This window comes from Actinomyces oricola (assembly GCF_004104015.1).
GTDB classification, from domain to species: domain Bacteria; phylum Actinomycetota; class Actinomycetes; order Actinomycetales; family Actinomycetaceae; genus Actinomyces; species Actinomyces oricola.
This window is the reverse complement of sequence record NZ_RYFV01000006.1, coordinates 64182-85332: the sequence shown is the minus strand read 5'-3', so window position 1 is coordinate 85332 and position 21151 is coordinate 64182. Positions and strand designations below refer to the sequence as shown.

At 68.2% G+C, this 21151-nt stretch carries 16 protein-coding genes and 1 CRISPR repeat array; of the genes, 10 read left to right on the top strand and 6 right to left on the bottom strand.

What is annotated here, in order from left to right; genetic code table 11:
* The first annotated feature begins 78 nt into the window (after positions 1–78).
* The 3 genes from folP to EUC46_RS04120 are packed head-to-tail and all read left to right on the top strand — an operon-like array spanning position 79 to position 3538.
* Positions 79–939, top strand: coding sequence for a dihydropteroate synthase (folP, locus tag EUC46_RS04130; protein WP_128772948.1), 861 nt, complete (start codon positions 79–81; stop codon positions 937–939).
* A complete protein-coding gene (gene folK, locus EUC46_RS04125; RefSeq protein ID WP_128772928.1) occupies positions 936–3041 on the top strand; it encodes a 2-amino-4-hydroxy-6-hydroxymethyldihydropteridine diphosphokinase in 2106 nt (701 codons plus the stop codon). Before folP ends, folK begins: the two co-directional genes overlap by 4 nt.
* Positions 3041–3538, top strand: coding sequence for a DUF3180 family protein (locus EUC46_RS04120; protein ID WP_128772927.1), 498 nt, complete (start codon positions 3041–3043; stop codon positions 3536–3538). The genes folK and EUC46_RS04120 overlap by 1 nt, the downstream gene beginning before the upstream one ends.
* 428 nt (positions 3539–3966) lie before the next feature.
* Positions 3967–5457: direct repeats of the CRISPR family, unit length 37 nt; unit sequence GTCAGAAAGCACCTCGCACCATAAGGTGCATTAAGAC.
* A gap of 360 nt (positions 5458–5817) precedes the next feature.
* Here the strand turns inward: EUC46_RS04120 and EUC46_RS04115 are convergent.
* Positions 5818–8340, bottom strand: coding sequence for a glycoside hydrolase family 3 protein (locus tag EUC46_RS04115; protein ID WP_128772926.1), 2523 nt, complete (start codon positions 8338–8340; stop codon positions 5818–5820).
* Between the two features lie 263 nt (positions 8341–8603).
* Here EUC46_RS04115 and EUC46_RS04110 point away from each other — a divergent pair, with 263 nt between their 5' ends.
* The 5 genes from EUC46_RS04110 to panD all read left to right on the top strand — a co-directional run bounded on the left by EUC46_RS04110 (position 8604) and on the right by panD (position 13584).
* Entirely contained in the window at positions 8604–9215 is a 612-nt protein-coding gene (locus tag EUC46_RS04110; protein ID WP_128772925.1) for a PH domain-containing protein, read from the top strand.
* Positions 9212–10912 carry a PH domain-containing protein gene (locus tag EUC46_RS04105; protein WP_128772924.1) on the top strand — a complete coding sequence of 567 codons (1701 nt, stop codon included), beginning with the start codon at positions 9212–9214 and terminating at the stop codon, positions 10910–10912. The genes EUC46_RS04110 and EUC46_RS04105 overlap by 4 nt, the downstream gene beginning before the upstream one ends.
* A gap of 13 nt (positions 10913–10925) precedes the next feature.
* Entirely contained in the window at positions 10926–11846 is a 921-nt protein-coding gene (locus EUC46_RS04100) for a Rossmann-like and DUF2520 domain-containing protein (protein ID WP_128772923.1), read from the top strand.
* 182 nt (positions 11847–12028) lie between these two features.
* The gene (panC, locus tag EUC46_RS04095) at positions 12029–12979 is read left to right on the top strand and encodes a pantoate--beta-alanine ligase (RefSeq protein WP_128772922.1); all 951 of its coding nucleotides are present in this window, start codon (positions 12029–12031) and stop codon (positions 12977–12979) included.
* A gap of 149 nt (positions 12980–13128) precedes the next feature.
* Positions 13129–13584 carry an aspartate 1-decarboxylase gene (panD, locus tag EUC46_RS04090; protein ID WP_128772921.1) on the top strand — a complete coding sequence of 152 codons (456 nt, stop codon included), beginning with the start codon at positions 13129–13131 and terminating at the stop codon, positions 13582–13584.
* Positions 13585–13758: 174 nt separating this feature from the next.
* Here panD and EUC46_RS12890 read toward each other — a convergent pair whose 3' ends face one another.
* Positions 13759–14646, bottom strand: a complete 888-nt coding sequence (locus tag EUC46_RS12890; protein WP_241655375.1) for an endonuclease domain-containing protein — start codon at positions 14644–14646, stop codon at positions 13759–13761.
* A gap of 271 nt (positions 14647–14917) precedes the next feature.
* Here EUC46_RS12890 and EUC46_RS04080 point away from each other — a divergent pair, with 271 nt between their 5' ends.
* Positions 14918–16570: a lysine--tRNA ligase gene (locus EUC46_RS04080; protein ID WP_128772920.1), complete on the top strand. Its 1653-nt coding sequence runs from the start codon at positions 14918–14920 to the stop codon at positions 16568–16570.
* A gap of 241 nt (positions 16571–16811) precedes the next feature.
* Positions 16812–17045, top strand: a complete 234-nt coding sequence (locus EUC46_RS04075) for a hypothetical protein (protein ID WP_128772919.1) — start codon at positions 16812–16814, stop codon at positions 17043–17045.
* A gap of 204 nt (positions 17046–17249) precedes the next feature.
* Here the strand turns inward: EUC46_RS04075 and EUC46_RS13245 are convergent, their stop codons facing one another.
* From EUC46_RS13245 to EUC46_RS04060, 4 genes are all read right to left on the bottom strand, one after another.
* Positions 17250–17384, bottom strand: a complete 135-nt coding sequence (locus EUC46_RS13245) for a hypothetical protein (RefSeq protein WP_277750471.1) — start codon at positions 17382–17384, stop codon at positions 17250–17252.
* A gap of 203 nt (positions 17385–17587) precedes the next feature.
* Complete coding sequence (locus EUC46_RS04070) at positions 17588–19771, bottom strand: FtsX-like permease family protein (protein WP_128772918.1); 2184 nt, start codon at positions 19769–19771, stop codon at positions 17588–17590.
* Positions 19768–20508: an ABC transporter ATP-binding protein gene (locus EUC46_RS04065; protein ID WP_128772917.1), complete on the bottom strand. Its 741-nt coding sequence runs from the start codon at positions 20506–20508 to the stop codon at positions 19768–19770. The genes EUC46_RS04070 and EUC46_RS04065 overlap by 4 nt, the downstream gene beginning before the upstream one ends.
* Positions 20505–21029 carry a PadR family transcriptional regulator gene (locus tag EUC46_RS04060; protein WP_128772916.1) on the bottom strand — a complete coding sequence of 175 codons (525 nt, stop codon included), beginning with the start codon at positions 21027–21029 and terminating at the stop codon, positions 20505–20507. Before EUC46_RS04060 ends, EUC46_RS04065 begins: the two co-directional genes overlap by 4 nt.
* Positions 21030–21151 lie beyond the last annotated feature (122 nt).

Sequence of the window (21151 nt, the reverse complement as noted above, 5' to 3'; positions counted from 1 at the left end):
TGTGGAGGGCATAAGAGCCCTCCGGAGGTTGCGCGGCACGCCGCGCTGGTGCCCTGAACCGGCTAGCCTGGGGGTGTGATATCTGAGATTCCTGCACCGGCGCCGCTGCCCGAGTCCCTGGCCGCGGGGCGAACACTGGTCATGGGCATCGTCAACGTCACCCCCGACTCGTTCTCTGACGGCGGCCGCTGGGACACTGCCGAAGGCGCTGTTGCCCACGGTCTTGACCTGGTTGCACAGGGCGCCGACATCCTCGACATTGGCGGGGAGTCCACTCGCCCCGGGGCCGCTCCCGTCACCCTGGCCCAGGAGCAGGCCCGAGTCCTGCCGGTCATTTCTCAGCTCGCCGCGGCCGGCGCCGTCGTCTCCGTGGACACCATCCACTCGGCCACCGCCGAGGCCGCCGTGGCGGCCGGCGCCGTCATTATCAATGATGTCTCCGGTGGGCTGGCCGACCCCGCCATGCATCGGCTGGTGGCCACCACCGGCGTCGTTTACGTCTGTCAGCACTGGCGCGGCACGCCTGAGAGCATGGACACCCTCACCGACTACAATGGCGACGTCGTCAGTGGCGTCGAGGTTGAGTTGCGCGGCCGCCTGGCCGAGCTCGAGGACGCCGGGGTCGCCCCCGAGCAGATCGTTCTGGACCCGGGCCTGGGTTTTGCCAAGACCCACGAGCAGTCCTGGCGGCTGCTGGCCGCTACCGCCCGTCTCATTGAGGACCTGGGTCACCCGCTCCTCGTGGGTGCCTCCCGCAAGCGCTTCCTGTCCCTGGCCGTGCCCCCCGGCGCGGCCGCCGACCCCTTGGCCCGGGAAGCGGCCACCACAGCCTCCACAGCCCTGGCCGCCGCGGCGGGCGCCTGGGCAGTGCGAGTCCATGAGGTCCCGGCCAGCCGGGACGCCGTTCGAACCGCCTCCTTTTGGAAGGAATCCCGATGAGTACGACCGACAGCGCCACCGCCGACACAATCCGACTCACCGGATTGTCGGCCCGCGGCTACCACGGGGTCCTCCCCTTTGAACGGCAGGAGGGGCAGCTCTTCGCTGTCGATGTCGTCCTCAAGCTGGGGCCGCGTGGTACCGCCATTGCTGCTGTCACCGACTCCCTGAACGACGCCGTCGACTACGGCAGCGTGGCCGGGGCCGTTGTCGCCATTATCCAGGGCGAACCGGTGGGCCTGATTGAAACTCTTGCTGAGCGCATTAGTGACGCCGTGCTCGCCTTCCCCCGTGTTCAGGGGGTTGAGGTGACTGTTCACAAGCCGTACGCGCCCCTGGATGTCGCCTTCGAGGACGTGTCGGTGACCATTGTCCGCGATGGGGCCGGGGCCCCCGCCCAGGGTGCCGGGGCCCCTGGCTATGGGGCTGGAGCTCCGGCCCACACCCTTGCACCGGCCTCGGCGGGGTCGGCTCCCGGGCCGGTGTCGGCCGGGTCCGCTCCTGGACCGGTGTCGGCCGGGTCCGCCCCCGTCTCCGCCTCAGCTGGTTCCGCTTCTGCGGCGGTGTCGGCCGGGTCCGCTCCCGCAGCGGTGTCGGCCGGGTCGGCTCCCGGGCCGGTGTCGGCCGGGTCCGCCTCCGCACCGGCGGCTTCGACGCCGGCCCCCGCGGCCGCTGCGTCCATGGCGGCCGCGGCCTACGACGCGCCCGGCCCGGAGGGGGCCCGGGCCCCGTTCGCGCCGTCGGCGGGATCCGGGGCCGAGCACTCGGCCCCCGACCCCTACCACTCGGCCCCCGACCCGCTGGCCCCCGCCGCCCCCGAGGCCTCTGGCCCCCGGCCGGGAGACCGCCCTGGCGCGCCCGAGGCGGGCTCCACCTGGTGGGAGGGCGCCTCGAACCGGCCCGCCGAGCCCGCCCCCGACGCGGCCACGCCATACGCACCGCAGGGGGGTGAGCCCCCGGCCCCCTACCAGTCCGCCCAGGAGGCGGCACCCGCTCCGGCCGCGGCGCCTCCTGCTCCCGAGCCTGTTGACCCCCTCACCCAACGGCCCGACCGCCCGGTCGGCTTCGTCATTGCCCTGGGTGGAAATGTTGGCGGTGTGGTCCAGGCCCTGCGCACCGCCGTGGCCACCCTGCGCTCCACTGAGGGCGTCACCGTGACGGATATCGCCCCACTGGCGCGCACCGCCGCCCTCGTTGACGAGAACCATCCTGCGCAGCCCGACTACCTCAATACTGTTGTTATTGGTACCGCGACGCTCGCCCCGCGCGAGCTCCTCGAGCTGTGCCACACCCTGGAGGCCGACGCCGGACGCGTGCGCACCGAGCCCAAGGGGCCGCGCACCCTGGACGCCGACCTCATTACGGTTGAGGGCGTGACCTCGCAGGATCCCGAGCTCACATTGCCCCACCCGCACGCCTCCCAGCGGGCCTTCGTGCTCGTCCCCTGGGCGCAGGCGGACCCCTTCGCCGAGCTCGCCGGGCAGTCCGTGGCCACTTTGGCGCAGAATGCCCCCGACGCTGACGGTGTGCGCTGGCTGGCGCTGGACTGGCTCGACTCCGACCGCTTGCCCGCCCTGCCCACCGGCCAGTACGTTGAGCCGCCTGCTGCCGGGGAGCCCGCGGAGGGGCGCGAGGATCGCGAGGATTCCGCCACCGAGTTGTCTGAGGCGGTGGTCGACTCGGACGCGGGCGCCGATGCTGAGCCGGGTGCCGAGCCGCAGGAGAACGGGCCGTCCTCAGCGCGGAGCATCATTATGTCTGACGCGGTCCCGGCACCGTCCTCCTCACCCGGACCCATCTCCATGCCCGGCGCGTCGCGGGCACCTGGCGCACCCCCGGTGTCCAATTCGGCCTCGGCCCCTCACATGCCTCCGGCCTCCGTCCCGCACCCCACGCCGACGGCGTCGCCGTCCCCCTCGTCCAGCCCTATCACCATGCCCGGGCACACGCCCTCGCCGGCATCTGGCGTGCCCGGCGCGTCCACTGACCGGGCCCAGGATGGTTCCACTGCCGCCCCGGCGTCAGGGACCTCCGCCGCGGGCTCCTGGACCTCCTCGGCGACCTGGGACGCTGAGCGCAGGAACCCCGGGCAGGAATTGTGATGCGGCGCACGCGTTGGACGGGGGTCCTCGCGTGCTTCGTCGCCCCGGCTGTCCTGGTCTGGGTCATTGCCGACCTCACTGTCCGTTACGGCGGATGGTTCCCCATGCTCACCATGTGGGGGGCGGCCGCGGCCCTGGGGATCGCTGTGGTGGTCCTGGCGGCCGGGCTGGCGGTGCGTCGTTTTCGTGCGCGACAGGCCACCTGGATGACTCCCACCGGGGCGGCGACAACCGCGGTCGCGGCCAAGGCATCGGCGATTGTGGGCGCCATTGTTGCCGGGCTTTACGCCGGTGGATTCGTTCATGCGCTGCTCGCCCCCGACTCCCCGGCCATGAGTTCCTTGGCCTGGTCCTCTGGGGTGTGCATGGTCGCCTGCGCCCTGTGGTGCGGTGTCGGTCTGCTGGTCGAGCACTGGTGCGCCATCGACATGAGCGACGATGACGACGAGTCCGATGTTCGCTCCGGCTCTCTGCCATCGAGGGGCGCCCCCGCTTGAGGCAGTGGGGCGCCTGGTGCGCACCAAGGCCCCCGAGCTGGCGGTGGAGGCGCCCCCGCTTGAGGCAGTGGGGCGCAGCCGTCGGAGGTGATACGCAAATGGGCCTGGTGTCAGGGCTGGGAGTTGGGTATCGCCACCGCGTTACTCACAACCGACTCAATCCGTCGATCACCTTTATGAACAGTCGTATCACGTTTGTCAAGGGGCTTTGGTCCTGGGTGGGGGTGGTGTTGGAGGGCGACTTTTCGGCATGACGTCGTCGGAAGTTGTTTGCCGGGGGCGTGGAAGTGGCGTCGGTGGCGAGTGGCGTGATTGCAGGGAGAAGTGGCAGAATGGGGGCGGTGCTAGCCACCCCGTTGGGGTGCTTGCGGGGCCGGTGGCGATCCAGGCCCTTGAAGTGGCGTCATGACGCGGCTTCTGGGGCAGGGGTCAGAAAGCACCTCGCACCATAAGGTGCATTAAGACATCTCGGGAATCTGTTTTTGCATTTCCCTTGCAGTGCAGTCAGAAAGCACCTCGCACCATAAGGTGCATTAAGACAGTTCGTTCGGCGAATATAATCGCCAATATGCGTCAGAAAGCACCTCGCACCATAAGGTGCATTAAGACGTCGACAATTGGCCCGAAGAACAATAGTCCGTCGGGTCAGAAAGCACCTCGCACCATAAGGTGCATTAAGACGTCTTCTTCTCTTCGGAAGAAGGGGTCGGTTCGTTGTTGTCAGAAAGCACCTCGCACCATAAGGTGCATTAAGACAAGAGATGGACCGGGTTCGTCCATGACAGTCTCTTTTCAGTCAGAAAGCACCTCGCACCATAAGGTGCATTAAGACCTGCTCGCTGCCAAGCCTCAAAATAGAAGCCCCTGTAGGTCAGAAAGCACCTCGCACCATAAGGTGCATTAAGACCAAGGATGTCACGGATGGAGCTACTATCGACGCAAGTCAGAAAGCACCTCGCACCATAAGGTGCATTAAGACAGGAATCGACCTCCTCGACTTCAGCCAGGACCTTCTCGGTCAGAAAGCACCTCGCACCATAAGGTGCATTAAGACGACGTAGGGTTCTACGTCGGGGTCTGTGTTGTCTCGTCAGAAAGCACCTCGCACCATAAGGTGCATTAAGACACCGCGGCTTTATACCGTGGTGATGCAGGATCTCCATGTCAGAAAGCACCTCGCACCATAAGGTGCATTAAGACTCCTGATTGAGCTGTTGTCGTACAGCCTTGAGGTCAGAAAGCACCTCGCACCATAAGGTGCATTAAGACGACATCCTGAGGCGCATCAACAGTACAATCCTCAAGGTCAGAAAGCACCTCGCACCATAAGGTGCATTAAGACCTGGCCCCGCGTCATCGACCAATCCGTGGTGACGGCGTCAGAAAGCACCTCGCACCATAAGGTGCATTAAGACGAATGACAGCGCTGCAGTAATCACACACCATATGTCAGAAAGCACCTCGCACCATAAGGTGCATTAAGACATGCTCTCCGGAGTGAGCACGTCGAATTCCTCGTGTCAGAAAGCACCTCGCACCATAAGGTGCATTAAGACCGCCAAGACTTCCATCACGTGCTCAGGAATTGAGAGTCAGAAAGCACCTCGCACCATAAGGTGCATTAAGACGTGAGAATCTCGAATTCGTCATACCAGTCCTCCCCCGTCAGAAAGCACCTCGCACCATAAGGTGCATTAAGACCAGGAGCACGATGCTCAGGAGGAGCAGGATGGCCGCGGTCAGAAAGCACCTCGCACCATAAGGTGCATTAAGACAGTAGAGGAGTCAGGTGTCAGACGTCGAAATCTTTAGTCAGAAAGCACCTCGCACCATAAGGTGCATTAAGACCGCACGGTCTCTTCCGTGTGCGCGAAGGGGAAGGGTCAGAAAGCACCTCGCACCATAAGGTGCATTACGGTTCATTTCCGACGAGGAGTCGGTGGCGTTAGTCAATCAGAGTGCATCCTGACCCAATAGAGTCGATGCGGGCGCTGTTGGCTGGGCCGTCATTCCGGAAAGCCGCCGTGAATCCGGCGGTTCAGACAGGCCTCAATGAGGTTCGCGCAGAAGGTGATAATCTCCGTCGTCGTCATGACATGGCCGGCTATCCGCGAAGCCGGCTCTCCTGAGGGCCGCAGGCCCCCTTAGGTCGCCCGGCCCCAGGTGAGGGATGCGCCTGCAAGGGCCCGTGATGCACTGGGAACGGAAAACGGGAACAGCCTGTCTGCGGCCGCCAGACCGCAAACAGGCTGTTCCCGCCCCACCATGGGACGCTCAGTTCAGTGCCGCGTGGCCGCCAGGCGAATGCTCAGCGTCGCGCGCAGGACGTTTCGTGCGCAGCGCTGGAGCTCACCCAGGGTCAGGCCCTGGCCGCGTTCGTGCCCCTTACCGGCGGCCAGCCCCTCCAGCACGGCGTCATCGTGGCCGTCGTCGTGAACCGCGTCATGGGTCCGGGCGCCGGGCATGAGCACGTCCACCTGTGCGCGCACCCGCGTCGCCGAGTCCGCCAGGCCCGGGAAAAGCGGATCGGGAGCATAGCGCATCCACCAGTCGGTAATAACCAGGCCCTCATAACCCCACTGGTCGCGCAGAATAGTGGTGGCCAGGTCGTAGTTGTAGTGCGACCACTGCCCATTGACCTTGTTGTAGCTGGTCATAATGACCCGCGGAGAACTGTGGACCAAGCAGATTTCAAAACCACGCAGGTAGATCTCCCGCAACGCCCGGGCCGAGACCCGCGAATCGCACACGGTGCGCGCCGTCTCCTGGTTATTGGCGACAAAATGCTTGGGGCAGGCGGACACGCCCTGGGACTGGATGCCGCGCACCACGGCCGCCGCAATCAAACCGGTCAAGAGCGGATCCTCGCTAAAATACTCAAAATTGCGGCCGCACAAGGGGTTGCGGTGAATATTCATCCCCGGGGCCAACAACACGTCAGAGCCCTCGCGGACCATCTCCGCACCGTGAAGGGCGTAAAGGCCCTCGACAAGATCCGGATCCCAGGTGGAGGCCAAGGCAGTGCCGCAGGGCAGCAGCGAGGCGTAGGCGCTCACCCGGATACCGGAGGGCCCATCAGTAGTGACCACCGGAGGAACACCCATCTCACGCAGGGCCGGAGTCACGCCCCCGAAGGCCCCGGCATTGCCCGGCACCCCCAGCGGGGAGTTCATCGTGATGTCCCCGAAAGTCAGGTCGGCAAGCATCTCGGGGGTGAACTGGGCCAGGAAATCATCGAGCTCGGCCCGCCCCTCAGCCACATCGTGCCAACGAATGCCGCGGTCACCGGTCAACGGCAGATCCCGGGGCAGGCCCGCCAGAATGCGCTCGCGCAAGTCCACGGCCCCCACAGGGACGTCCTCCCAGGCCAGAGCCGGAGTCCCGGCAGCGTCGCGCTCCAAGGTCATTCGCCGGAACGGGTGCTCAGGGGACGGGGCCAGGGCCTGGTCGAGCCGGCGCAGAACCTCGGTGCGCTCCACCAGCACGGAGCCGGCCTCCACGGCGTCGCGCACGCAAAGACCCACCATGAGCGGGTATTCGCCGGCCTGGAGCACCCAGGCGTCAGGAAAACCAGTGGCGCCCGAATCGTCGAAGGAGGCCAGGTGCTCCAGGGGCACCGGCCAGCTCAAATCCTGGGACTGGCCGGGCGCCAACTCGCGGGTGCGGCCGAAAGCAACCAGGGTGCGCTCAGGAACGGGCAGAACCGGCCCCCGATCCGACCCAGACGCGGCCCCGCCCGCCCCCGGACCGGACCGCGGCGCGCCCGCGTAAACCTGGACCACAGTCGCACCGGGGCGGGCGCCAGTATTCGTCACCCTGGCCTCCACCGTGACGCATCCCGACCCCCGCTCCAGATGGACCTGGCCCGGGGCCACCCGCCAGGAGGTGTACCCCAACCCGAAACCGAAGGGGTAAGCGACCTCCTGGGGTGCAAGGGACTCGAAATAGCGGTAGCCCACGAGGATGTCCTCGGCGTAGTCATTAAACTCAGTGCCCCCGAAGAAGGCGGCGCTGGGGTAGTCCTCGTAGCGTCGCGCAATCGTATCGGTCAAACGCCCCCCGGGCTCGAGGGCGCCGGTCAAGACGTCAGTGAGCGCGCGAGCCCCCTCCATGCCGCCGGGCCAGGCGAGCAGGAGGGCGTCCACCCCGAACTCCTCCGCCCAGGACAGGTCCATCACATTGCCGGAATTGACGATAACGACCACCCGGGCGAAATGGTTCACGGCCTGCCCCAGCAGAGTGCGCTCATCCTGGGTGAGATAGTAGGAGCCCGGCTCAAGAAGGTTCTCGCGGTCCTCACCGGCCGCGCGCCCCACCACAACCAGCGCCGTATCGGCCTGATCGGCCGCCGCCTCCAACAGGGGCGGGCTCACGGGCATCTCCTGATAGTAGCGGGGCCACTGCCCCCACTCACCGGTGGGCGGGACATTGTCGGCGCACCAGGAGCGGTAGGCGGCTGCCAGTTCGCCGACGACGGCGACCCCCGCCTCCTCCAGACAATCCAGGAGCCTGGTGGTGTACGGAGGGTTCACGTCGCCCCCCGAGCCGTAGCCGACGGCGAACCAATCCACCTGGACGCGCCCGAGAACCGCCACCGGGGATCCGGGTGACAGGGGCAGAGCGCCATTATTGCGCAACAGGACCGTGCCCTGGGCGGCAGCGCGACGGGCTAGGGAAACAAGCTCGGGATCCACCCATCGGTCCCCACCAATGGCCTGGGTGGCCGCCTGGGCGACGTCACTGACCGTGCCGGGCGTGAGATCGGGTGCGGCGGGAATAGCTGAACTGGTGCTGTCTGTCATGTGGGGCCTCCCCATTGAAGCTCGGCGGTACACCCAACAGCTTACCTACTAACAAGTAGGTAGCGGTAGGGGGCAGGGTTCGCTGACGCCTCCATCAGCACCTGGCACCCCTGTACGCCTGTACCGGCGCGCCATGCCCCCGGCGCGCCGGCATCCTCCTGAGCTGCCGCTGCGGGGCGCCACTGCGGGGCGCCGCCGGGCTGGGAGGGCTCTTGTCGAGGGTATGGGAGTATAAGGCGCCCCAGCGACCAGGAAGTGCCACCATGAGCGAGCCCAGCCCCCAGCCTGCCTCACCGGACACTCACCCCATCTCCGCCCGCCAGCCGATCACCACCGTCCCCCAGGCCCCGGGCCCCCGCGCCAGTGACCCGGTCGGCGGCGCCCACACCGCCCCCGGCTCCCCTTTCACCCCCACGGGCATCGACTTCAACCCGGTCTCGCCCCGCCTCATCACCGCCCGGCTCCTTATGAACGGCGCGACGAACATCGTCCTCATCCTGGCCTTCGCCGGCCTCGGTCTATCCCTGAGCCCCTGGTTCCACCTCGGGGCCGCACTGGGCGCCACTATCATGCTCTGGGAACTGTGGCTCATCCCGCGTCAGGTGCGGGCCATGGGATACGCCCTGACCGAAGACCACCTCCTGTGGCGGCGCGGCGTCATGTTTCGCTCACTGTCGACAATCCCCTACGGGCGCATGCAGTACGTCGACACCTCCCAGGGGCCGCTCGCCCGACGGCTGGGCATTGCCGAAGTCAAACTCCACACCGCCTCCGCCAGCACCGACGCCACCATCAACGGCCTACCCGTGGCCCAAGCCGAACATCTGCGCCAAATCCTCTCCGAGCGCGGCGAACAGAGAATGGCCGGCCTGTGAGCGCGCACAACGCCACCGCCCGGCCCGCGCCCGGCCGGCGCGGCCGCGGCGCAAACCCAGCCGGGCGCATGGCCCTGCCCCACGGTGTCACCTGGCGCCGGGTCCACCCGATCTCCCCGCTGCTGGAGGGGTGGAAGGCGATCACCGCCGTCCTGGCGATTCTCACCGTGCAGAACCTCGACGACCTCATCCGCGCCGTGCACTACGCCAAGGAACACGGATTCAGCCCGACCGGCGGCACCCTCATCTGGATCCTCACCGGGATGGCCGGGGCCCTCCTGCTGCTGACTGGCGTACTCGTGGCCCAGTGGTGGGCCCGCAGCTACGCCGTAGACGCCAACGGCGTCTACCTGCGCAACGGCGTCCTCTACAAGCAACTGCGCCAAGCCCGCCTGCCCCGCATCCAATCCGTCGACATCGTCCACCCCCTGCTCGGACGGTTCGTCGGCCTAGGGAAACTAACCGTGGAAGTCGCCGGAGGAAGAGACTCCCGCATTGTCATCGGATACCTGCGCACCAACGACCTGGTGCGGCTGCGCCAGGAGATCCTTGACCTGGCCGCCGGCGCCACCACAGCACAAGACGCCGCCCACGACGCCGACGCCACCACAAGTGCAACCGACGCCGGCGGCGCCACCACGCCGCCCCCATCCGCGCGCCCCATTCTCGGTTTTGAAGACGTCACCGACACCCCTCTGGCGGCCGCCGGGAGCGGTGCTCAAGAGCACCCCCTGTACACCGTCGACAGCGGCATCCTCCTGGGCTCCATTGTGCGCAGCGGGCGCACCATCGCCGCCGTCGCCCTCACCCTGGTGACGGCAGGCGCAGCCATCGCCACCGCCATCCTGACCTCACGCCCATGGGAAGCCCTCATAGCGCTCCTGCCCATTATCGCCATCCCCACGGCCTTCACCTCCGCGTCCTGGTCGGCGTTCAACCGCGGCTGGGGCTTCAACGCCGCCGCCACCCCCGCCGGCATCCGTATGCGCTTCGGCCTGACCGCCGACACCTCAGTGACCCTGCCCCCAGGGCGCATCCACGCCGTCGCCCTGCGCCAATCCGCCCTGTGGCGCCGCAAGGACTGGTGGAGCGCCATCGTCACCGTCGCCGGGCGCGAGCGCCCAGACAACTCGGAGCGGGCCTCCTCCTCCACCACCGCGCTCCTGCCGGTCGGCGATCGCAGCACAGCCCTGCAAGCCCTATGGCTAGTGGCCCCCGACCTGGGCGCCCCCGACCCCAACCGCCTCCTCGCCCAAGCCCTCACCGGCCGTGACAACGAAGGCGTCGGCCCCGCCGACGCGCCCGCAGGATCCCCGCAACGCGGCTTCATCCGCCTGCCGCGCCGTGCCTGGATATGGGCGCCCCTAGGGTGGCGGCGCGACGCCATCGCCCTAACCGACACCTGCGTCATCATTCGCGCAGGCCGGTGGTGGCGGCGCGTGAGCGTCGTGCCCTACGAGCGCATTCAATCCCTCAAAGTCACCCAGGGGCCCTTCGCGCGACGCCGGCGCCTAGCCCGCCTGAGCCTGGACATGGTGGACCGGGACGTGGTCACCGCCATTAGCAACCTCGACGCCGCGGACGCCGCCCAAATCCACCACCTCATTAGTGAGCGGGCCCTGCGCCGCAGCAAAGAGGAACAACTGGACCGCTGGCTGGCCCGGGCCGTCAGCGACAGCCCTCCCGGGCAGGCATGAGACGATCGACAACATGCCTGAGACCTCCCCGATCTCCTCCACCGGCTCACGCCCCGGACGCCTGGGCGTGGGCATTATTAGCGCCGGGCGGGTCGGCGCCGTCCTGGGCAGTGCCCTGCGCGCAGCCGGCCACCAGATCATCGGCGTCCACGCCGTCTCCCAAGCCTCCCGCGAACGTGCCGACGTGCTCCTGCCCAATGCCCCCCTGCTCGACATTGAGCTCATCGTCGAACGCGCCGAACTCGTCCTCCTGGCCGTCCCTGACGACGCCCTCGGCCCCCTGGTCCAGGGGCTGGCCGACCTGCGGCGTTGGCAGCCGGGCCAGCTGGTAGTCCACACCTGTGGGGCCAAAGGCGTCGGGATCCTAAAGCCCGCCCAAGCTCTGGGCGCCATCCCGCTGGCCATCCACCCGGCCATGACCTTCTCCGGCATGAGCGTGGACCTCGCGCGGCTGGTTGGCTGCCCCATGGCCGTCACCGCCCCCACCATCGCCCTGCCCATCGCCCAGGCCCTCGTGGTCGAGCTCGGCGGCGAGCCCTTCGTGCTGGAGGAAGCGTCGCGCCCCGCCTACCACGCCGCCCTCGCCCACGGCGCCAATCATCTGGTCACTCTTGTCAGCCAGGCTGTGCGCGCCCTTCAGGCCGCCGGCGTCAACGACGGTGCCGCCACCATGCGCCCCCTGCTCACCGCCGCCCTGGACCGCACCCTGCGTGAGGGCGGGGACAACGCCCTCACCGGTCCCGTCGCCCGCGGGGATGCCGGAACCGTCGCGACGCACCTGGCCGCCCTGGAAGCGCTGCGCGATGAGGCGGGGGCGCCCCTGAGCGATGTCGTCGAGAGCTACCGGGCGTTGGCCCGCGCCACCCTGGCCCGCCGTGAAGGATGCTTACCCCCCGAGCAGACCGCTGCGCTCCACAAGGTCCTGGACCCCTGATCCCCCACTCTGCCGGCCCGTCCGGTTTCTGCCGGTCTGTCCGGTTTCTGCCGGTCCGCCCGGTTTCTGCCGGTCCGCCCGGTTTCTGCCGGTCCGCCCCGCGGGGCGGTTGGGTGGTGGGAACCAGGCGGGTTCAAGGAGAGTGCTCGGGCGGGTCGACGCCCAGGGGCTAGCCTTGGGGCATGCCCCGCACCCATGCTCCGGTCACCCTGGCCCGCACCCGCGCCGAGCTTACCGACGCCCTGGCAGGGGACTGCGCCCCCCGTGCCGTTGTTATGACCATGGGGGCCCTCCATCAGGGGCATTTCGACCTCGTCGCCGAGGCCGCCCGGCGGGTGGGCGGCGAAGGGACCGTTGTGGTCACCATCTTCGTCAACCCCCTCCAATTCGCTCCCGGTGAGGACCTGGAAGCCTACCCGCGCACCCTGGAGCGCGACATTGAGGGGCTCAGGGGCGCCCTGGATGGTTCCGGCGGGGCTCTGCGCGTGGGGCGCCTCGTCGTCTTCGCCCCCTCCCCCGAGGTCATGTACCCCCACGGAGAGCCAAACGTGCGCATTGACCCCGGCCCCATGGCCACCGTCCTGGAGGGGCGGACCCGGCCCACTCACTTCGCCGGGGTGTGTCAGGTGGTGCTCTCCCTCATGCATCTCACCGCGCCTCAGTGGGCCCTCTTCGGGCGCAAGGATGCTCAGCAGCTCGCCATTGTCAGGGCCATGGTGCGTGACCTGGCGGTGCCGGTGGAGGTCGTGCCCGTGGATATCCGTCGCGAGGCCGACGGGCTCGCCATGAGCTCGCGCAACGCCTACCTGTCCTCCGATCAGCGGCTCCAGGCCCTGGCCCTGTCTCAGGCGCTGGAGGCCGGGCGCAACGCCGCCAAGCGAGGCGATAGTGCCGCCGGCGTGCGTGAGGCGGCGCTGACCCACCTGTCCGCCGCCCCCGGGGTGGAGGTCGACTATGTTGCCCTGGTCGACCCGGACACTTTTATTGACTTGGCCGGGGCGGGGCTGGGGTTGCCCGCGCCCGGGGAGGCTGTGCCCTGCACGGGCGGGAGCGCGCGCACCGGCCTTCTGGCGCTCGCGGCCCGCGTGGGCACCACCCGGCTCATTGACAACGCTCTGGTCCGGCTCCGCTGACCAGGGCGGCCGCCGTTCCCAGCGTTGTGGGAGCAAGGTGGGTGCAGGGTGAGTGCGCGAAGCGCACGAAGAGCGGTAGTTGGAGACCACCTGTCATATCGGTCACCTGTGGTTCTCCGGCCGATGGCGCGCCGCTACGCTGGCCGACGATGAGTTCACGACTGCGGACCATGATGACGTCCAAGATCCACCGCGCCACCGTCACCCAGGCCGACCTGGACTACGTCGGCTCCATCACCGTGGACGCCGACCTTCTTGATGCTGCTGATCTTCTGCCCGGTGAGCGTGTCGATGTCTGTGACTGTACTAATGGCAACCGTTTGTCCACCTATGTGATCCCCGGTGAGCGGGGCGGGGGTGGGATCTGTGTCAATGGGGCGGCCGCTCATCTGGTGAGCCCTGGCGACATTGTCATTCTCATTGGCTACTCCCAGATGAGCGATGAGGAGGCCCGCACTTACCTGCCGAGTGTCGTCTTCGTCGATGAGTGCAACCGGGTCGTCGAGCGCGGCCGCGAGCCGGGGGACATTCCTGTCGACTCTGACGCCGCCCGGCTCCAGGGGCTTGTTCCGTCTGGGATCCCCCTGACGCGCGCCCGGGTGTGAGCGTTGCACATTCTTTCCTCCCCCAAGGAGCGAAGAAGCGCGGAATCCTGCGGATCTGCCCGGAATCCGGGCGCCCAGGAACGGAATGAATGTGCGAACGGGTACGCCATTGCACATTCATCCTTGCCGAACCGACCCCCTGCAACGAGGGATCGTTGAAATACCAACGATCCCTCACAGGCCGACGCAAGAAGAATGTGCAACACCACCGAGGACCGAGTCAATGATGGCCAGGACCGAGGCCTGCCCGGCCATAACGTCCTCGTAAGTCAGGCGCAGCACCACGAATCCGCGTGCCAGGAGCTGCTGATCACGCCAGTGGTCGTGGAGCCAGTCGGCACGGCGGGAATGGAACTCGTAACCATCGGTCTCGATGACGAGCCGGCTGTTGATGAGGAAGTCCACTTCTCCGACGCCCTCGATCGGGATTCCGTGCTCGACCTCGTGGCCACTGGAGGCCAAGAATCGGCGCAGTCGCGATTCGATGAGGGAGCGAGCACGCCCAGAGGCTGAGGCCAGAAGGCTGCGCGCGACCCCGTGGCGCCGCCCGGTTAGCAACTCCTCGACGGCTTCGCGCTCAACATCACCTCGACGAAGCGCCGCATCCGCGATGGCCAGGGCGTCGAGTTCGTCAAGGCAGACCAGGCACCGGGCGACCACCTCGGCCGGGACGACCAAAGGAAACCCGTCCAGGGTCATCGGGGTGATCCGCTTCTCGCGGTGAATGCGCATACCGGTCAGGGGCCGGGTGCGCGACGGGCGGAGCGCACGGGTGGTAGGGACCGCCACATGGATACGCCCGGGGCGCTCTACCAGGGGGTAGCCCAAGATCTCGGCCGCACTGGCGCAGGTGAGGCGGCCGCGCACGTGCCGCGCCCGGATGATTCGCTCATCGGTTCCGGGGACCAGGAGGAATCCGGGGGCGGGGCGCTCCAGAAGACCCGCTGCCACCGCGGTCTCGATAGCGGCGCGACCGCCCGCCGCCCCGTGCAACTCGTTGGTGTGGGCCGCGCCGCCCAGATCCTCCACTTGTTGCCTGAGGATCCGCATCTCGACATCCATGGAACGACTGTGACGAGTTTCGAGCCTGGTGTCACACGATGGTCTGATCCTCCGCGAGAATTGTGGATAAACCTGTGGATAGTGAGTGTGCGGCCGGAGGGCGGAGTGTGAGGCGCGGTGCCTTGCCAGTGTGAAGCGCGGTGCCCTACCCCGGCTGGCCGGCCTTGGCCGCCCGAATGCCCCAAGCGGCGCATCCGGGGTCTTGTCGGCGTGAGAAACAGCCCGCGCTCAGCTGTCCGGTCGTCGCGCGCCGCCCAGTAGACTCGCGCGCGTGACTGACGCGCCTGAGAACCAGACTACTGCCGCCATTGAGCCCGCCACGGCCGCCCCCAAGCAGGTCCCCGCGGACCCCGGCCCTGGCGAGCAGTTCGATGTTCGCGCCGGCAAGCGCGAGCGCCTGCGCGCCGAGGGCTGGGACCCCTACCCGGTCACCGTGCCCATCACCACCACCATTGCCGCCGTGCGCGCAGGCTACGGCCACCTGGGGGCTGGGGCGGAGACCGATGACGTCGTTGGAGTGGCCGGACGCGTGGTCTTCCTGCGCAACACCGGCAGGCTCTGCTTCGTCACCCTGGCCGACGGCGCCGGCACCACCCTTCAGGCCATGCTCTCGGCCAAGTCCCTGCCCACTGGTGGCCATTCCAGCCTGGCCGCTTTCAAGACCGATGTGGACCTGGGCGACCACCTGTTCATCCACGGCCACGTGGGCTGCTCGCGTCGCGGAGAGCTTTCCGTTTTCGCCGAACCCGTGCTGCGCCAGGGCGCGGACCTGGCCGGGGCTACCGACGCGGACATTGAGGTGCCGGCTTGGCGCATCGCCTCCAAGGCGCTGCGCCCCCTGCCCAAGACCTGGACGAACGAGGCCGGGGAGGCGGTGACCCTTTCGGAGGAGCAGCGGGTGCGCCGCCGCGAGTTGGACCTCATTACCCGCCCCGCCGCCCGCGACATGGTGCGCACGCGTGCGGCAGTGGTGCGCTCCATCCGGGACAACTTCCACCGTCGCGACTACCTGGAGCTGGAGACCCCCATGCTTCAGGTCATCCACGGCGGGGCGGCGGCGCGGCCCTTCATCACCCACATGAACGCCTTCGACACCGATCTTTACCTGCGCATCGCCACCGAGATCTACCTCAAGCGGGCCGTGGTGGGCGGTGTGGACCGCGTCTTCGAGATCAACCGCAACTTCCGCAACGAGGGCGCCGATTCCTCCCACTCCCCGGAGTTCACGGCCCTGGAGGCCTATGAGGCCTACTCGGACTACCACGGGATGGCCGAACTGACCCGCGACCTCATCCAGGCCGCCGCCCGGGACGCCTTCGGCCTGGCCGAGGGGCAGGAGGTTGTGACGCTGTCGGACGGCACCGAGTACGACCTGTCGGGCGAATGGGCCAAGATCGACCTCTACACCTCCATCTCCGAGGCCGTCGGCGAGGAGATCACGGTGGACACCCCCCGCGAGCAGCTGGTGGCCCACGCCGAGCGGATCGGCCTGGAGGTGGACGACTACGCGGTGGCCGGCAAGATTGCCGAGGACATTTTCGAGGAGTTGGTGGGCAACAGTCTGTGGGAGCCGACCTTTGTCTTCGACTTCCCTGAGGATACTTCCCCGTTGACCCGTTACCACCGCAGCCGTCCGGGTCTGACGGAGAAGTGGGATCTCTACATTCGGGGTATGGAGACTGCTACCGCCTACTCCGAGCTGGCCGATCCCGTGGTCCAGCGTGAGCGCTTCGAGGCCCAGGCCCTGGCGGCCGCCAACGGCGACCCGGAGGCCATGGTCCTGGATGAGGACTTCCTGGTGGCCATGGAGCAGGGCTTCCCGCCCTGCGGCGGCATGGGCATGGGCATTGACCGCGTGCTCATGGCCCTGACCGGCCAGGGCATCCGCGAGACCATCACCTTCCCCCTGGTCAAGCGCGGCTGAGGCCCGGCCCGGGGGCGGACGGCGGGGCGCGCCGCTGCTAGGGTCGCCTTATGGCCACACGACGCGCCCTGCTCAGCGCCCTCCCGGTCGCCGCCGCGGCCCTGGCCGCCTGCGGCAATGGCTCCACCAACGCCACGAAAACCACCACGCGGCCCCCGCCGTCATTCGCTCCTCCGCCGAGGCCACCGAGGAGGCGCTCCCGCCTGTTATTAGGACTCCGGAGGAGCTTGCCGGGACCAGCGTGACCATTACGCTCACCGCGGGCCTCTACATCAGTGTCGATGACGTCACCGGGTGGACCGGCACGACCGAGGACACCGGCGTCGCCATGTTCCACGCGGGCGCAGACGACGGCTCGCAGCAGTCCGCCCCTTACTTCATGGGGCACGGCACCGGTACCACTGGCGCGACCCTCACCGGGCCTGACGGTGTCCGCTATGTGTTCACGATCGTGGTGGAGGACTCCATTCCCTAACAAATGCGTGCGACGTCCGGCGGCAGGAGTCGAGTGCGCCGCGCCGGTTCTGTGTTCCTGCCTAACCGCTGGTTCCCGCCTAGCCGCTCAGGGTGGCCTCGGCGCCTTCACGGCGGGCGCGGAGGTGCAAGCGGCGCCGCCCCGGGCCCGGAACCGGGGTACTGGGCGGCACTAGGGGGTACTGAGCGCCCGGCCGCCTCCCCTTCAGTCCCTGACTTGCAGGCCCAGGTGGGCGGCCAGGAGCGGGGCGAATTCAATGAGTTGGCCGCTGCTGACGGTGGCGCCGCGCAGGGAGTCCACGCCCCCGATCGCCCCGAGTTCCAGGCCGCGCAGGTCCACGTCCGTGAGGCCGCCGCCGCGCAGGGTCAGCCTCCCCAGGCGGCGGGGCGCCCACTGCGGTCGGTCTTCGTCTGGGAGGCGCCCTGAGGCCGCACATCTTCAGGCCGACTCGGCGGCGCCCGGCCCCGGTTCTTCCGCATGCTCGCGTCCATGGTGGGCCTGAAGATGTGCAGTTCCTGAAGGGTTGCGACCTCCTATTTGAACTATTCGAAACGGACCGTGGAGTCTGCCAGCATGCGGCGGGACGCACGCGTCGTGGCCGCCACCGCCAGCCCCACGAGGGCCAGGCAGATTGCCAGGACGAGGAAGTACCCAGCGCTGGGCCAGTCCACCGTCCGCCGGGATACGCCACTGATTAGCGACCAGCCGGTCAGTGCGCCCAGGGCGATACTCCCCACCAGCACTGTGGCCACCGGTATGGCCGTCTCATAGGAGATCGCCGCACCCACGGTGCGCACTGGCATCCCCACCAGGCGCAGCAGCCCCAGGACTCGGCGCCTATTGAGCAGTGCCCCCACCGACGACACCCCCAGCGACACCGCGGAGATTCCTGCGGCGACGAGGATGCCTATGTAACCCAGGGAGGCGAACTGGTTCTCCAGGGCCCCTCCCTGGTAGACGCGCATGTCCATCCGGCTGACGGGTGAGGAGCGCAGATTGAGGTCGGAGGCGGCCAGGGCGGTGCGGATGTGTTCAATGGTGCGGTGGTCGTTGCCGGCCGTGTCCACTAGGAGGATTGGTTGGGCCTGCTCTTCCCACTGTTCCCGCGGGGGCGCCTGTGATGGCGTCATGGGCCGGTCGAAGAAGAGCCATTCGGTGCTTATGCTCACCAGTCCGGTGCTGCTCGACGTGGGGGAGGCGCCTAGCGCCTGGGCTTGCGCGGCGGGGAGGATGAGCCGGCCGGCTCCGTCTTGGCCGCCGACGATGGAGCCCTGGGCTACGGTGGTCACGCCCGGCATGGCGGCGATCTCCGCAGCGGCCTGTGCGATCGTCCCGGCATCGGCGGTTCCCGGCATGACTTGCAGGGCTGTGGGGGAGAGCCTGCCCCCGCCTTGCGTGACGGTACCGGTCCCGGCCGCGGCCGCTATGGCGACGGCGAAGACGGTCACCGCGTAGATGGCCGCCACCATGCCCGCCACGGTGCGGAATACGGCCCTGGGGTGCTGCGCGATCCGGCCGCAGCCAATGACCTGGGCGGCGGTGCGGGCCCGCGCCTGGCCCGCCCGGGCCGTCGCCCAGGTCACTAACGGGCCCGCCCACAGGATGCCGAACATGGTGGCAATAAAGGAGGCGATGATGAGCAGACCCACCAGATTCGGGTTGTGATCGCGCAGGCCAAGGGAGGATAGGAGGCCGGTGACCCCTAGTGCGAGTGGCAGCAGCGAGATCACTCGGGGCCGCTTCTCGCGCCGCTCGCGCGCCCCTCCCAGGGGGCCCAGGTCGGCGCGCCGTGTCCGCCACCAGGCTACGGCGCTGGAACCGACCACGGTCAGGACAATGGCGCCCAGGATCTGGATGGGGGATGCCAGGAGATCGGAGGGGTAGAAGCGGGAGCTGGCCAGGGTGATCTGGGCGGCCACAGGAATCATGGCCAGGTAGAGGCCGGCTCCTGCCAGGGAACCGATCAATGTCGTCGCCGCCGTTTCCAGGGCGGCCGTGCGGGCCACCTGCTGGGGGGTGGCCCCAATGAGGCGGAGCGCGGCGAAGCGCTCGGCCCGCTGCGCTGCACCCAGGTCGGTGACAATGCCCACCAGCAGGAACGCGGGAATGAGGACCGCGATTGCCCCAATAATCGTGACCGTCTGGTAGGACCTACTGGCGAAGGGCGTCCCAACGAGTTCGGTGACGACCTGGGCGGGGGTTTGGCCGTCGGTGGCGGCCACTGTCTCCAGGCCCGCCCCGACGACGGCGACCAGTGAGTCGGGCCCCTCCACGGCTCCCGGATCCAGTGTGCCAACGCGTTCGCCGTAGCGCTCCTCGAGCTCATCGGCGGGCACGGAGTCAATGAGCTGGACCAGGGCGGGTGAGGCCAGGTATTGGCCCGGTTCGGGGATGATGTCGGATCCGGGGATCCGCGCGGAGGTGCCGCCCTCGGGCCGGGCGACTTTCAGCACCGTGATTGCCTGGCCGTTGTGGATGTCGAGGGTGGTGGCGGCAGCCAGTTCGTCGCCGGCCAGTGTCTGGCCCGGCTCCAGGGTGCGGGAGTTCTCAACGGACAGGGAGGCCCAGCTGGAGCGGGCACTGCGCTCGGGGAAGGCCTGCGCGGCGGACAGCAGTATGAGGAAGAGTGCTACCCCCACCGTAATGCCGGCGACCATGCCCAGCAGTCGGCGCCGGGAGGCGCGGTCGCCCGCGACAATGAGGCGGGTCAGTGCCAGGTTCCTCATCGTGGGCCTCCGGGCGTGGTGTCCAGGGTGATGCGCCCGTCGCGCACTGTGACCTCGCGGTCGGCGTAGGCGGCGGTACGGGGGTCGTGGGTGATGATGAGCATGGAGGCGCCGCGGGCCCGCACACTGTGCACCAGGGCCTCCATGGTGCGCTCGGCGGCCAGGGAGTCCAGGGAGCCCGTGGGCTCGTCCGCGAATAGGACGCGCGGGTTCGTCACCAGGGCGCGGGCCACGGCGACGCGCTGGGCCTGCCCCCCTGACATGTGCCCGGGTAGCTTGTCGGCGTGCTCACCCAGGTCGAGTTCGGCCAGGGCCGCGCGGGCTTGGGCCAGTGCCTTGGAGCGGGGGGTGCCGGCCAGGAGCAGGGGGATGGTGACATTGTCCAGAGCGGACAGGTCCGGCAGGAGCTGGCCGAACTGGAAAACGAAGCCGAATTCGCGCAGCCTCAGGCGGGAGCGGGCGGCCTCGCCCAGGCGGGCGACGTCGGCGTCGCCATACTGCACGCTCCCGGCGTCGGGGGTCAGAACTCCGGCGACGACGTGCAGGAGGGTGGATTTGCCTGAGCCTGAGGGGCCGGTGACGGCCAGGACCTCCCCGGCGGTGACGTCCAGGTCTACGCCGCGCAGGGCTCGAGTCCGCCCGAAGGTCTTCTCCAGGCCGCGGGCGCTGATCACGACCTCGTTTGGCGGCTGCGGCCGGGTCACGATTGGTGCGGTGGTGGCGGCGATCGGACTCATGAGCGGACCTCCGCACGGAGCTCGGTGAGGCGGGCCGCGGTGATTTCAATCCAGCGCAGGTCGGCTTCTATGTGGAATAGGGCGTGGTCGGCCAGCAGCACGGTGCGCAAGTCGCCATTCAGCTTGAGGCGGGTGAGTTCGCGCATGCGCGACATGTGCTCGGCGCGCTGGAGGTCCAGGAGGTGGGCGGCATCGTCGTCGAGCATGAGGGCGATAATGGTTTTGGCCAGAAGGCTGGGTTGGATGGAGCCGGCGGGGACCTCAGGGGTGAGAAGCCATGTCTCGACGGCCTGCCGACCCGCCGGTGTGATCTCGTAGCGTTTGCGCTCCGGGCCGGCGCCGGGTTCTGTTTTCATCTGGGATATGAGGCCGTCGCGGGCCAGACGGGCCAGGGTGGCGTAGACCTGGCCGAATGCCAGGGGCCGGGTGGTGGCGAACCATCGGTCCCAGGACTGCTTGAGGTCGTATCCGTGGCCCGGGCCCGTGCCGAGCAAACCAAGAAGAGTGAGTCGGGTTTCCATGAGCGCGAATATACGCTCGGTGTATACATGTGCGGCATACTCCATTGGGAGGATCGCGTGGATGCGCGGCTACCCCCACGCGACGAGGCCGAGCCAGAAGGTCGCCCTCGGCCGGGAGGGGG